The following is a 12,918-nucleotide window of genomic DNA, read 5'->3' as shown; positions in this document are numbered from 1 at the left end:
TTCTCAGCATCCGGATCAGTAGGCAGGCAGCACAAAGGCACGTCGTCCCTATAAAACGAATGCAGACCGGAAAAATTAGCGAATGAGAACAACTGTCAGGCAGACAAAAATTGTGGGAGCGAGCCTGCTCGCGATGGCGACCTGTCAGTCATCGTTGTAGTGACTGATCAATAGCTATCGCGAGCAGGCTCGCTCCCACGGGGTATTGGGTAAGTTACGGGAATTGGACTACACGACGGCCATCAGGTTGTGCCGGCGGTGATGCACATCGAGCTGATCCTTGATCACCTTCAGCACCTTGGCCTCATGTTCATGAATGAAAAAGTGCCCACCGGCGAGCATATCCACCGAGAAGCTGCCACGGGTTTCCTTGCTCCAGCCGATCAACTGCTCGGTGGTGGCACGATCCGCCTTGCCGCCGAGCACATGCACCGGACAGTTGAGCAGTGGTCGCCGTAACGGCTCGAATCTGCCGCAGAGCTGGAAGTCCGCGCGCAGGATCGGCAGCGTCAGGCTCATCAATTCCGCGTTGGCCAACACTTCTTCGCTGGTGCCATTGAGCGTGCGCAATTGGTCGATCAGCTCGGCGTCGGTTTTCGGCTCGGCAAACCCGCGATCGTAATCGGCGCGCATCGTCGGCGCCGCCGTGCCCGAGGCGAACAGTGCAACCGGTTCCGGGCAACCGAGGGCACGCAAGGCGTGCGCCATTTCGCAGGCCAGCAACGCACCGAGGCTATGGCCAAACAGCGCGTAAGGCGTCTTGAGTGTCGGGCACAACTCTTTAGCCAGTTGCCTCGCCAATGCACGCATGTCGGTGTGCAATGGCTCACCGAAACGTGCGCCGCGTCCCGGAAGCTCTACCGGTTGCAAGTGCAGCCATTGCGGCATCTTCGGCCGCCAGCGGCTGTAGACCATGGCACTGGCGCCGGAGTACGGCAGGCACAGCAGGATCAGCTTGGTCACCATGCGCTCCTCAAAAAAACTGTCTGTAGTGAGAAACGGATTGCGCCCCGAACAAATTAGTCGCCAGCCAGTAAATCCCGCATACAGGCGCTCGTTAACTGTTCAGACCAAAACCAATAATGAGGATTCACCGTGGACCTGCAGCGCATTCTGGGCAAGTTGTTCGCCAATGCCGGTGCCGTCGGCATCGTAGGCGTTTTCCAATTCGTGTTTGGCCCGCAGCAGGCCTACTGGTCCGAGGTCAAGGCCAGCAGCCGCACTGTGCCTGGCCGACATGCCAGCCCCGATGTGACCATCGAAGTCGCCGAGCGCGACTTTCTCGGGATCATGGGCGGCATGGCCAACGTCGAAGAACTGTTCGCCAGCGGTCGTCTGAAGATCGGCGGCAATATGGGCCTGGCGACGCTACTGCCGCAGATCATCGAGCATGCGATGCACGGTGGCGCCGTGACGGAGAAGGTCGACATGAACAAGCGCTATCCGACACCGCCGCGCTTCAGTGAAAAACTCACCGCCAGCCTGCCGAGACAGATCAGCATCGAACGGCGCGCGCACAACGAGTTGTCGGTCAGCGAATTCAAAAGCAAGTACTTGCCCAACGGTATTCCCGTGGTGATCAGTCACGCGCTGCACGACTGGCCGTTGTTCAAACTCAGCCGCGAAGAATCACTGGTGCATTTCGCCGAACTGCAAGGCATCACCCGCCATGGCGATTACGTGAAGAAAACCTTCTCTACCGAACGTAATTTCCGTTCAACATCGATGGCCGACTTCATCGCCTCGCTGGACACGCCAGCGGCCAAAAGTGCAGACGGTGAACCGCCGGCGTACATGGGCAACAACATTCTGCCGACGCAATTGATGCAGCAGATCCAGTACCCGCCCTACTTCGATGCCACGCTGTTCATCCCGCCACGAATCTGGATCGGCCCCAAAGGCACGCTGACGCCGTTGCATCGCGACGACACCGACAATCTGTTTGCTCAGGTCTGGGGGCAGAAGACCTTCACCCTCGCCGCGCCTCATCACCGTGAAGCGCTGGGCACCTGGTCGACGGCGCCCAAGGGCGGCCTGGATGGCTGTGATTTCAACCCGGATGCGCCGGACTACGAGCGCTTCCCGGCGGCACGGATGTGACATTCCTGCGGGTGACGCTGGAGGCCGGGGATCTGCTGTTCTTGCCGGAGGGCTGGTTCCATCAAGTGGCGTCGGTGTCGACGTCGCTGTCGGTGAACTTCTGGGTCAACTCGGGGCGGGGCTGGTAACGGCGCAAACCCTGTGGGAGCGAGCCCGCTCGCGAAAGCGCCAGATCAGTCGACGTCAATGTTCAATGGACGACCGCATTCGCGAGCAGGCTCGCTCCCACAGGCGAAATTCATTTCAAATGCCGGAAGCTCTGCACCGCCGAAACCAGCACCACCGCACCGGCCGCAATCGACAGCCAGAAACCGCTACGCGCGCCAAAGGCATCCACCAGCGCCCCGGACCCGGCGGCACCGACAGCGACGCCGATGCTCAGACCAGTCACCAACCAGGTCAGCCCTTCGGTGAGTTTGGCCGGCGGCACAATGCGCTCAATCAACGCCATCGCCACGATCAGCGTCGGCGAGAAGAACAACCCGGCGATAAACACCGCCACCGACAGCCCGAAAATATTGTTCGCCAGCAACAGGGGTAAGGTCGTCACCGCCGTCGCGACACCGCCATACAGAAACAATCGCGGCAGCGGCAGTTTGGAGCGCATCGCACCGAACGCGATACCGGCCAGGCACGAGCCGATGGCGTACACCGACAGCACAATGCTCGCAGCGGCAGGCTGGCCTTGTTGCTGGGCGAACGCCACGCTAACCACATCGATCACACCGACGATGATGCCCATGGCGATCATCAACAGCAGCAACCATTGAACGTCCGTCGAGCGAATGATCGAGCTTTGGTGATGGGATGCGTGGGGATGCACCGCAGGCTCGGTGCTGCGCTGGGCCACGAACGCCGTTACGCCGATCGCCAACATCAACAACGCCGCCAGCGGCCCGGCTTCGGGAAACACCGCCACGCAAAACCCCACCGACAGCGGCGGGCCGACGATAAAGCAGACTTCATCGAGCACGGACTCCAGCGCATACGCGGTCTGCAGTTGTGGCTGGCCGCGATAGATTTCCGTCCAGCGGGCCCGCACCATTGCCGACATGCTGGGCATGCAACCGGCTAACGCGGCGAAGATGAAGAGCGTCCAGGTCGGCGCCTGCAACCGCGTACACAGCAACAACATCAACAACGCCCCGCCACCGATCAATGCCGACAGTGGCAAAACGCGCCCCTGACCAAACCGATCGACCAGCCGCGACACCTGCGGCGCACAAAACGCGGTGGCCAAGGCAAACGTCGCCGCCACCGCACCCGCCAGCGCATACCCGCCCTTCAACTGCGACAGCATGGTGATCACGCCGATGCCCGTCATCGAAATCGGCATACGCGCAATCATCCCCGCCAGCACAAAATTCCGGGTGCCGGGGGCGTTGAACAATTCGCGGTAAGGGTTTGCCATCGGTTGCTGCCTCATCAAGGGCGGCCAAGTTGCCATAAAGGCTGATGTGCGTGGAAGCGGGGAATTGTTGGTGGAGTGTGAAGGCCTTTTGCTTTGGATGGTGTTCATGGCCGGATCAGCCACTGGCGCGAAATGGCACCGACCGCCTGTCGAAAAACCAAGCGAACCTGTCAGGTCTGACAGGTGTATTTTTCCGTCAGACACGCTCTCATTCATCCTGCCCCTCAAGCAGGAACCACTGCGATGTTCAGGTACATCAACTTCACCCCTACAGCGCCCGCTCGCCGCGCCAGATCATTTGAGAACTGGCGCCAGACGAAAATGCCTCACATCCGGTCTGCGCTGGAAAAGGCGCTGGATACTGGACTGATCAAGCCGCTGGCATCGAATCACGATGTGCTGAAGCCGGGGGAGCACCCATGACCCCGTCAAAGTCCACCGCACAAACCGAAATGCCTGCGAAGGATGCCTACGCTGTGCGCCCTCTTCGCTGCCCGGAAGCGCAGGATATCGATGAGAACCTTGGCGCAGAGGTCAATCGGCGCTTGATGAGCTGGATCGAACAGGTCGGTATTTTTCCTGGCAAACAGACAGCTGTCCGTGACTCGAATTTCGGCCGCTTCGCCATGCTCTGCCACAGAGATACCGACGATCCCGACCGTCTGCTGCTTTCGGCGCAATGTTTCGCTGCTCTGTTCGCGGTCGACGACTATTACTGCGACGATGAAAGAACCGGTTCCGTTCCGCAGCTGGTCGGCCCACGGTTGTCTTTAGCGCTGGCGGCAATGGAACCCGCCTACCTGCCTGTCCCCTTTTCAGTCGAGCTGGATCTAGCGCTGCTTCGCGACCCCGTACTGGTTGCACTTCGCGCCTATATGCACCGGGTCGCACAGTTCTCGACGCCCTCCCAATTGGCCCGCGTACGTCACGAAACAATCGCCATGTTCGTCACAATGACTGCCGAAGCCACCTGGCGTATCGAAGGAATGGTGCCAGCGATATGGGAATACCTCGCACAACGGCAGATCAACAGTTTCCTGCCATGCATGTCATTGATCGATGTGATCGGCGGCTATGAGCTGCCTGCGAATATCTACAGCAGCCCAGCGGTAAGACGAGTAACCGTACTGGCAGCCAGCGCCACGATGATTGCCAATGATCTGTACTCGGCCCGCAAGGAAAGCATGGCGCAAATCGGCGATTTCAATTTGCCCTCATTGCTGGCCCGCGAACAGGGGGGTTCATTGAGCGACGCCATGAGCCGCAGCGCCGACATTCACGATGAAGTCGTTCGCCTGTATGAAGAAGCAGATCAGGCGCTGAGAGCCGGTTCGTCATCACTGCTACTACGCTATCTGAACGGGGTGCAAACCTGGCTGGCGGGCAATCTCGAATGGCACAAGCATAGCGGTCGTTATCAAGTCTGACTGACCATCGGACAACGGAATGAACTCTCTCTGCGCAAGGTCTGTCAGTTGATTAAATCCTCAACCCCAGGTCCATCGCGCATGCAGATATCCCTCACCCGCCAGGTGGCCCTGGTGACCGGCGCCAGTTCCGGCATCGGTCATGCGGCTGCCAAAGCCCTCGCCGCTGCCGGCGCGGCGGTCGTCATCAACTACAATCGCCATGCCGAACCCGCCCAAGCGCTGGTCCGGCAGATCATCGCCGACGGTGGTCAAGCCCTCGCCATTGGCGCCGATGTGTCGAAAGAGGATGAGGTCGAACGGATGTTCACCGAAACCCTGGAAGCCTTTGGCTCACTGGATATTCTGGTAGCCAATTCCGGCCTGCAAAAAGACGCCGCCGCCGTGGATATGTCGCTGGACGACTGGAACACGGTCATCGGCGTCAACCTCACTGGCCAGTTTCTCTGCGCCCGCGCCGCGCTGCGGATTTTCCAGCGCCAAGGGATTCGCGAAGGTGTGTCCCGGGCCGCTGGCAAGATCATTCACATGAGTTCTGTGCACCAGCGCATCCCATGGGCCGGGCACGTCAACTACGCGGCCTCCAAGGGAGGCGTCGATCAGTTGATGCAGACCCTCGCTCAGGAAGTCAGCCATCAGCGCATTCGCATCAACGGCATTGCGCCGGGAGCGATCCGCACGGCGATCAATACAGCGGCCACTGAAGGAGATGCCGGCGAAAAACTGCTTGAGCTGATTCCCTACGGACGTATCGGCGAAGCTGAAGACGTCGCCAACGCCCTGGTCTTCCTCGCCTCTGACGCGTCCGACTACATCGTCGGTACGACCCTGTTCATCGACGGCGGCATGAGCCTCTATCCGGAGTTTCGCGGCAATGGCTGAACATCATCAAGAACGACAAAGCCCGATCGATGCCCACGGCATCATCGGCGACATGCGCAGTGCGGCACTGGTCAACGACAAGGGCAGCGTGGATTTTTTCTGCTGGCCGGAGTTCGACAGCCCGTCGATTTTCTGTTCGCTGCTAGATACCCCTGAAGCAGGGATTTTTCAACTGGCACCGGACTTGCCCGATGCACGGCGCGAACAGATTTACCTGCCGGGCACCAACGTCTTGCAGACCCGTTGGCTCAGTGAGCACGCGGTGGTCGAAGTGACCGACCTGCTCCCCATCGGCGACAACGAAGATGACATGCCGGTGCTCATGCGGCGGGTTCGGGTGGCCAGCGGTCAGGCGACTTTTCATATGCGCTGCGCCGTCAAGCATGACTACGCCCGCGCCGAAACGAGCGCCCGGATGGACAAGCAAGACGTGTTATTCAGCGCCGGTGGTTTTCCAACCCTGCGACTGGCAGCGGACCAGGACCTGCACATTGACGCAGGTGCAGCTGTCGCAACATTCACCCTGCGGCAGGATCAGCAAGCCTCGTTCATGCTCGGTGAAAGCCAAGATCCTCGCTTTGCCGAAGGGGCCGGCAACCTGTGCATGGCGCGCACCCTGAAGTACTGGCGCGACTGGATCGGCCAGTCCAGCTATCGCGGACGCTGGCGCGAGATGGTCAACCGCTCGGCGCTGGCACTCAAGCTGCTGACCTCACGCAGACACGGCGCCATCCTCGCCGCCGCCACGTTCGGCCTGCCGGAAACGCCGGGGGGCTCGCGCAATTGGGACTATCGCTACACCTGGATCCGCGACGCCTCATTCACGGTATATGCGTTCATGCGTCTTGGCTTTGTCGGGGAAGCCAACGACTACATGCGCTGGCTGCGTGGCCGGGTCAGCGATGGCCACGGCAAATCGATGAAACTGAATATTCTGTACGGTATCGACGGGCGCCAGCAGTTGCCGGAAACCGAGCTGACTCACCTGTCAGGCCACGGCGGCGCCCAGCCCGTGCGGATCGGCAACGAAGCCTACGACCAAATCCAGCTCGACATTTTTGGCGAGTTGATGGACGCGGTGTACCTGGTCAACAAGTACGGCGATGCGATTTCTCACGAAGGCTGGAACCATGTCAGGCAAATAGTCGACCGCGTCTGTGAGACTTGGCAGAACAAAGATGTAGGAATTTGGGAGATGCGCGGTGAGCAGCATCATTTTCTGCATTCGCGGCTGATGTGCTGGGTAGCGCTGGATCGCGCGATTCGCCTGGCTTACAAACGCTCGCTGCCCGCGCCATTTGCGCGATGGGATCAAACCCGACAGGCCATTTATAGCGACATTTGGGAAAACTTCTGGAACGAAGAACATGGGCATTTTGTTCAGTACCAGGGCGGTACCGCGCTTGACGGCTCGATGCTGTTGATGCCGTTGATGCGCTTCGTCAGCGCCAAGGACCCGCGCTGGCTGACAACGCTGCACGCCATCGAGAAAAGCCTGGTGCGCGAAGGCATGGTCTATCGCTATCGCAACGACGACAACGGCATCGATGGCCTGCCCGGCACCGAAGGCGCGTTCGCCGCCTGTTCATTCTGGTACGTCGAATGCCTGGCGCGCGCCGGGCAGGTGGAAAAAGCCCATCTGCAATTTGAACAACTGCTGCGCTACGCCAACCCGCTGGGGCTGTACGCCGAAGAGTTCGACACCCATGGACGCCACTTGGGCAACACGCCACAGGCGCTGACACACCTGGCGTTGATCAGCGCGGCAAGTTTTCTGGATCGTCGTTTGAGTGGAGAAAAGAATGCTTGGCAGCCGTAATGTCGTCAGAGGCTGTCGGAAATTTCACTCAAAAAACCCTCGCTGTAGGACTAAAACCCGCGACTGATGCAGGAAAGTCCTGTCCCTGCGGCGAGGGACTACAAATACTCAACAGAACTTGATCCATCCTCCCCCTGCAACTTGCACTTACACCACGAAATACCTTGTTGCCAGCTGTTTAATCCGCCCCTACCATCCACCGCAACGGGCACAGCGGAGCTGTCCAACAAAACCCGATTCAAGGAACCAGAATGACCCACCACATCCAGCGCACCATCGACTCGCCCCTGCGCACCGGCCTGACCCGCACTCAACTGTGGGAGGCCGACGACAAAGGCCTGATCAAATGCTGGGAAATCGGCCGCCAGCGCGCCATCCGCTTCCCCGAACTCGCTCAACAATGCCTCGCCGACGAACTGCCGGTACTCGGCTGGAAAGGCGGCGTGAGTCGCAGCCTGAAGAAAAACGAGAAGTACGGCTCGCTGAAATACCTCGCCCAGTGGCAGGGGTTGCGCGGGGAACACCTGGATATCGACTTGAGTGAAGAACGCACGCTGACCTGTTCGCGAACGAAGATGCGAGTGACGTTTACCCCGGATCGGACCAAGTATTTCAATCAGGTGGCGGAAGCTGAGGCCTGACCGGGCAAACCCTCAAGGCAGTGCTGGATCTTTGGTAGCACTGACCGAAAACCGCTCCCGATAAGCCTGCGGCGTCACGCCAATCGCGCGCAGGAAACTACGGCGCAGCGTTTCTTCACTGCCAAACCCGCAATTGGTCGCAATCCGTTTGATGGGCAGCCCGGTATCACTGAGCAGCCGCCGCGCCGTCTCGACCCGGATCAACTCGATAGCCCGCGCCGGGGTCTGGCCGGTGTCGGCGCGGTAATGGCGCACGAAGCTGCGTTCGCTCATTCCGGCCTGCTCGGCCAGGGTCGGCACGCCTAGATCGCAGGTCAGGTTCTCGGCGATCCAGGCATGCAAGTCATCAAACCGATTACCCTGATTTTGCAATGACAAGGTCACGCTGAACTGCGACTGCCCGCCCGGGCGTTTGAGGAACACCACCAGATGCCGGGCGACGTCCAGCGCAATCTCGCGACCGAGGTCTTGCTCGACCATCGCCAGTGCCAGATCGATGCCGGCGGTAACGCCCGCCGAGGTCCAGACCGGGCCGTCGTTGATAAAAATCGGATTGGCTTCGACCTGCAGTTTCGGATGCTGCTGCGCCAGTTGTTCGCAACGGGTCCAGTGGGTGACAACGCGACGGCCATCGAGCCAGCCGCTGGCTGCGAGCAAGAAAGCCCCGGTGCACACCGAAGCCACGCGCCGACATTTCGCCGCGTGTTCCCGCACCCAATCCACCAGCGGCACATCTTCAGCCGCCGGATAAATACCCCAGCCGCCCGCAATGATCAGCGTGTCGCTGGGTGCTTGCGGTAGCGGTTCGGCCAATACCGCCAAGCCGGCCGACGACATCACCGCCCCGCCCTCGCTGGCGATCACCGATGGCGCGTAGGGAATGGGCAAGCCGCGCTGACGGGCAAGATCGTTGGCCGAGGCGAACACCTGCAAAGGCCCTGTGACGTCGAGGATCTGCATGTTGGCAAACGCGAGTACGTGAATGGCTTTGGGCATTTGGCGTAATTCGTGGGGTTATTGGCGTATACGCCAGAACCTACGCGCCTACAGTGAAGCCGTCCACCCCTTCAATGGAGAAAAACACCATGACGTTGCAGATCGGTTTTCTGTTATTCCCGCAGGTTCAGCAACTCGACCTGACGGGCCCGTATGACGTGCTCGCTTCGCTGCCGGATGTGCAGGTGCACCTGATCTGGAAGGATCTGATGCCGGTCACCGCCAGCACAGGGCTGCTGCTCAAACCGACCACGACGTTCGAAGATTGCCCGGATCTGGATGTGATCTGTGTGCCGGGCGGTGGCGGCGTCGGGCCATTGATGGAAGACGAGCAGACCCTCGCGTTCATTAAACGCCAGGCCGCCCAAGCGCGTTACGTGACCTCGGTGTGCACCGGCTCGCTGGTACTCGGCGCCGCCGGTCTGCTGCAAGGCAAACGCGCAACCACGCACTGGGCGTACCACGAGTTGCTGCCAATCTTGGGCGCGATTGCGGTGAAGGATCGGGTGGTGCGTGACGGCAATCTGTTCACCGGGGGCGGAATTACGGCCGGGATCGACTTTGCGCTGGTGCTGGCGGCAGAACTGGTCGATGCCGAAACGGCACAACGCGTGCAACTGCAACTCGAATATGCGCCCGCACCGCCGTTCAACTCGGGCTCTCCTGAAAACGCATCGAGCACAATCGTCGACCAGGCCCGCCTGCTTGCCGCGCCATCGTTGAAGCTGCGCACGGAAATTACCGAACGCGCAGCTGCAAAGCTCAACCTGCGCTGATCCCTCTGCCCCCCGGTGGAATACAAATCCCCTGTGGGAGCGGGCTTGCTCGCGAAAATGGTGTATCAGTCGACACATTCATTGCCTGACCCACCGCCTTCGCGAGCAAGCCCCACATTGGGATTTGTGTTTGGCCAATGGCTTTGGTGCTGTCCCGGTTTCTCACCTCACCTTCACTTGTCCCCCGCCGCCCGTCCGTGTAGAAAGCCCTTCCACACAATCTGCACAAGGACCCTCCATGAAGTCTCTGCCATGGTTCTTTCTGGCACTGCTCGGCCTCGGCTACGGATTGGCGCTGAGCCTCGGCCAACTCGGCTGGCTGGCATTGATCTCGATCGCGCTTCTGTTATTCGCCGGGTTCGCCGTACGCCAGCAAAAGGTGCCGGTTGGACGTTTTCTGGGCCATGGTCTGTTCATTGTTTTGGCCGTCGCGCTGGCCCTGCACTGGCTGCCGGGCTTCTATAACGGCCGGGGCATCGCCCCGCAACGCTTCACCGACAACGCCGTGCCGTTTTCGATGTACCTCAATCTCGACAAACCGCTGATCGGTTTCTGGTTGTTGCTGGTGTGCCCGTGGATTGTCGCGCGACGGTCGTTGCGACTGACGGTCTACGCCACTGTTTTGGCCCTGACCTTGAGCGTCATTCTGGCTTTGGGTGGCGCGATGTTGCTCGGCATGATTGCCTGGGCGCCGAAGTGGCCGGATCCAGCGTGGCTGTGGGTACTGAACAATCTGCTATTGGTGACACTGGTCGAGGAGGCATTGTTTCGCGGCTATATACAGGGCGGTCTGAGCCGGCACTTCAAACACCTGCCTTACGGCGAAAACCTCGCCCTGCTGCTGGCTTCAGCGTTGTTCGCCCTGGCACATATCGGCGCAGGCTGGACATGGGTGTTGCTGGCGGGGTTGGCAGGTGTCGGCTATGGTCTGGCCTACCGATTCGGCGGGCTCGGTGCCGCGATCGCCACACACTTTGGGCTGAACCTGCTGCATTTCGGCTTGTTCACTTATCCGATGCTCGCTGGCTGAAGCAAGAGCCGTTTTGCGACGCCGTACTTAAAACTGAAAAAAAACTTCAATAAAAAGCTGACAGCGCCGACAACCTTTCAAAGCCTTGCGGATTGAAAAACATGCGTAATAACCAGCCCATTACACAACGCGAACGGACTTTCCCGGCTCAGCAGCGGTTGATTTCCACAACCGACGCCAAAGGCGTGATCACCTACTGCAACGACGCTTTCGTCGAGATCAGCGGGTTTTCGCGTGAGGAACTGATCCGTGCGCCGCACAACCTGGTCCGTCACCCCGACGTCCCGGCGGCGGTGTTTTCGCACATGTGGGGCACACTGAAACAAGGCTTGCCATGGATGGGCATTGTCAAGAATCGCTGCAAGACCGGTGATCACTACTGGGTTAACGCCTACGTGACGCCGGTGTTTGAAGGCAGTCAGGTGGTCGGTTACGAGTCGGTGCGGATCAAACCCACCGCCGAACAGATCCGCCGTGCCGAAGCGCTCTACCAACGCATCAACCAAGGCAAGTCGGCGATCCCTTCCAGCGATAAATGGCTACCCGTGCTACAAGACTGGCTGCCGTTCATTCTGGTCAGCCAACTGAGCTTCGTGATCGGCGCGACCCTGAACTCGCACTGGGGCTTCGCCCTCGCGGCCGGTCTGTCGGTGCCGCTGGGCTTGATGGGCCTGCAATGGCAGCAACGCGGGCTCAAACGCCTGCTGCGTCTGGCCGAGCAGACCACGTCCGACCCGCTGATCGCGCAGATGTACACCGACAGCCGTGGCGCCCAAGCGCGTCTGGAAATGTCGATCCTCAGCCAGGAAGCGCGCCTGAAAACCTGCCTGACTCGTCTGCAAGACACCGCCGAACACCTGACCGATCAGGCCAAGCAGTCCGACCGACTGGCACACAGCAGCTCGACCGGTCTGGAACGCCAGCGCGTGGAAACCGAACAGGTCGCCACCGCCGTCAACCAGATGGCCGCCACCACACAAGAAGTGGCCAGCCACGTACAGCGCACCGCTGACGCTACCCAGGAAGCCAATCGCCTGACCGGTCGCGGTCGTGACATCGCCGGTGAAACCCGCGAAGCCATTCAGCGCCTGTCCGTTGTCGTAGGGGAAACCGGCCTGACCGTGACCCAACTGGCCAAGGACAGCGACGAAATCGGCGGCGTGGTCGACGTGATCAAAGGCATCGCCGACCAGACCAACCTGCTGGCGCTCAACGCCGCCATCGAAGCGGCCCGTGCCGGCGAAATGGGTCGTGGTTTTGCCGTAGTGGCTGACGAAGTGCGCCAACTGGCGCAACGCACCAGCGAATCCACCGGACAGATCCACACCCTGATCGCCAAGTTGCAACAGACCGCCAGCAGCGCCGTGCAGACCATGGAAGCTGGGCATCGTCAGGCGGAAGAAGGTGTGGCGCGAGTCCTGGAAGCGGATCAGGCACTGGTCGGCATCAGCGAAGCGGTGGCCAACATCACCGACATGACCACCCAGATCGCCGCCGCGACCGAAGAGCAAAGTGCAGTGGCTGAAGAGATCAGCCGCAACATCAGCAATATTTCGGAGCTGGCGGATCAGACTTCCGAGCAGGCGCATAACTCGGCATTGCTGAGTGAAGAGCTGACGAAGACTGCGAATACGCAATACTCGTTGGTGGAGCGGTTTAACCGCTAAAAGCAAAAGATCGCAGCCTTCGGCAGCTCCTACAGGAACATGCATTCCAATGTAGGAGCTGCCGCAGGCTGCGATCTTTTGATCTTCAAAGCCCGGACGGCGAAAGCTTCCGGGTTTTTTGTTGCTTGTCTGAAAGTGATGGTGCTTGGCAGACCGCTTTCGCGAGCAG

The 12,918-nt window shown here is 60.1% G+C and carries 10 protein-coding genes and 1 pseudogene; 8 read left to right on the top strand and 3 right to left on the bottom strand.

Annotated elements, in window-relative coordinates:
- Nucleotides 1-228: 228 nt before the first annotated feature.
- On the bottom strand, nt 229-966 hold the full coding sequence (locus K5E40_RS26345; RefSeq protein WP_221733306.1) for a thioesterase II family protein: 738 nt from the start codon (nt 964-966) through the stop codon (nt 229-231).
- Nucleotides 967-1,095: 129 nt separating this feature from the next.
- Here K5E40_RS26345 and K5E40_RS26340 point away from each other — a divergent pair.
- Nucleotides 1,096-2,228: pseudogene (locus K5E40_RS26340) on the top strand (cupin-like domain-containing protein).
- Between the two features lie 110 nt (nt 2,229-2,338).
- On the opposite strand, the gene K5E40_RS26335 reads toward K5E40_RS26340, so the two are convergent.
- Nucleotides 2,339-3,511 carry an MFS transporter gene (locus K5E40_RS26335; protein WP_221733305.1) on the bottom strand — a complete coding sequence of 391 codons (1,173 nt, stop codon included), beginning with the start codon at nt 3,509-3,511 and terminating at the stop codon, nt 2,339-2,341.
- 305 nt (nt 3,512-3,816) lie between these two features.
- On the opposite strand from K5E40_RS26335, the gene K5E40_RS26330 reads away from it, so the two are divergent.
- The 4 genes from K5E40_RS26330 (at nt 3,817) to K5E40_RS26315 (ending at nt 8,280) form a co-directional block, all read left to right on the top strand.
- Complete coding sequence (locus tag K5E40_RS26330; RefSeq protein ID WP_311775984.1) at nt 3,817-4,938, top strand: family 2 encapsulin nanocompartment cargo protein terpene cyclase; 1,122 nt, start codon at nt 3,817-3,819, stop codon at nt 4,936-4,938.
- 81 nt (nt 4,939-5,019) lie between these two features.
- Entirely contained in the window at nt 5,020-5,820 is an 801-nt protein-coding gene (locus K5E40_RS26325; protein WP_221733303.1) for a glucose 1-dehydrogenase, read from the top strand.
- A complete protein-coding gene (locus tag K5E40_RS26320) occupies nt 5,813-7,639 on the top strand; it encodes a glycoside hydrolase family 15 protein (RefSeq protein WP_221733302.1) in 1,827 nt (608 codons plus the stop codon). The genes K5E40_RS26325 and K5E40_RS26320 overlap by 8 nt, the downstream gene beginning before the upstream one ends.
- A 251-nt stretch (nt 7,640-7,890) precedes the next feature.
- Complete coding sequence (locus tag K5E40_RS26315) at nt 7,891-8,280, top strand: hypothetical protein (protein ID WP_221733301.1); 390 nt, start codon at nt 7,891-7,893, stop codon at nt 8,278-8,280.
- Nucleotides 8,281-8,292: 12 nt separating this feature from the next.
- Here K5E40_RS26315 and K5E40_RS26310 read toward each other — a convergent pair whose 3' ends face one another.
- Nucleotides 8,293-9,276, bottom strand: coding sequence for a GlxA family transcriptional regulator (locus tag K5E40_RS26310; RefSeq protein ID WP_221733300.1), 984 nt, complete (start codon nt 9,274-9,276; stop codon nt 8,293-8,295).
- A gap of 89 nt (nt 9,277-9,365) precedes the next feature.
- On the opposite strand from K5E40_RS26310, the gene inhA reads away from it, so the two are divergent.
- The 3 genes from inhA to K5E40_RS26295 all read left to right on the top strand — a co-directional run bounded on the left by inhA (nt 9,366) and on the right by K5E40_RS26295 (nt 12,749).
- Nucleotides 9,366-10,052, top strand: a complete 687-nt coding sequence (gene inhA / locus K5E40_RS26305; protein WP_221733299.1) for an isonitrile hydratase — start codon at nt 9,366-9,368, stop codon at nt 10,050-10,052.
- Nucleotides 10,053-10,290: 238 nt separating this feature from the next.
- Nucleotides 10,291-11,082 (top strand): CPBP family intramembrane glutamic endopeptidase, encoded by a 792-nt coding sequence (locus K5E40_RS26300; protein ID WP_221733298.1) that lies wholly within the window; start codon nt 10,291-10,293, stop codon nt 11,080-11,082.
- A gap of 101 nt (nt 11,083-11,183) precedes the next feature.
- Complete coding sequence (locus tag K5E40_RS26295; protein WP_221733297.1) at nt 11,184-12,749, top strand: PAS domain-containing methyl-accepting chemotaxis protein; 1,566 nt, start codon at nt 11,184-11,186, stop codon at nt 12,747-12,749.
- Nucleotides 12,750-12,918: the final 169 nt, after the last annotated feature.

It is taken from the genome of Pseudomonas baetica (assembly GCF_019733355.1).
Lineage (GTDB): Bacteria > Pseudomonadota > Gammaproteobacteria > Pseudomonadales > Pseudomonadaceae > Aquipseudomonas > Aquipseudomonas baetica_A.
This window is presented reverse-complemented; position numbering and strand designations above follow the sequence as displayed.

Coding starts and splice junctions, on each gene's coding strand:
- K5E40_RS26345 (WP_221733306.1), bottom strand. CDS start 966: ATGGTGACCAAGCTGATCCTGCTGTGCCTGCCGTACTCCGGCGCCAGT.
- K5E40_RS26335 (WP_221733305.1), bottom strand. CDS start 3,511: ATGGCAAACCCTTACCGCGAATTGTTCAACGCCCCCGGCACCCGGAAT.
- K5E40_RS26325 (WP_221733303.1), top strand. CDS start 5,020: ATGCAGATATCCCTCACCCGCCAGGTGGCCCTGGTGACCGGCGCCAGT.
- K5E40_RS26320 (WP_221733302.1), top strand. CDS start 5,813: ATGGCTGAACATCATCAAGAACGACAAAGCCCGATCGATGCCCACGGC.
- K5E40_RS26315 (WP_221733301.1), top strand. CDS start 7,891: ATGACCCACCACATCCAGCGCACCATCGACTCGCCCCTGCGCACCGGC.
- K5E40_RS26310 (WP_221733300.1), bottom strand. CDS start 9,276: ATGCCCAAAGCCATTCACGTACTCGCGTTTGCCAACATGCAGATCCTC.
- inhA (WP_221733299.1), top strand. CDS start 9,366: ATGACGTTGCAGATCGGTTTTCTGTTATTCCCGCAGGTTCAGCAACTC.
- K5E40_RS26300 (WP_221733298.1), top strand. CDS start 10,291: ATGAAGTCTCTGCCATGGTTCTTTCTGGCACTGCTCGGCCTCGGCTAC.
- K5E40_RS26295 (WP_221733297.1), top strand. CDS start 11,184: ATGCGTAATAACCAGCCCATTACACAACGCGAACGGACTTTCCCGGCT.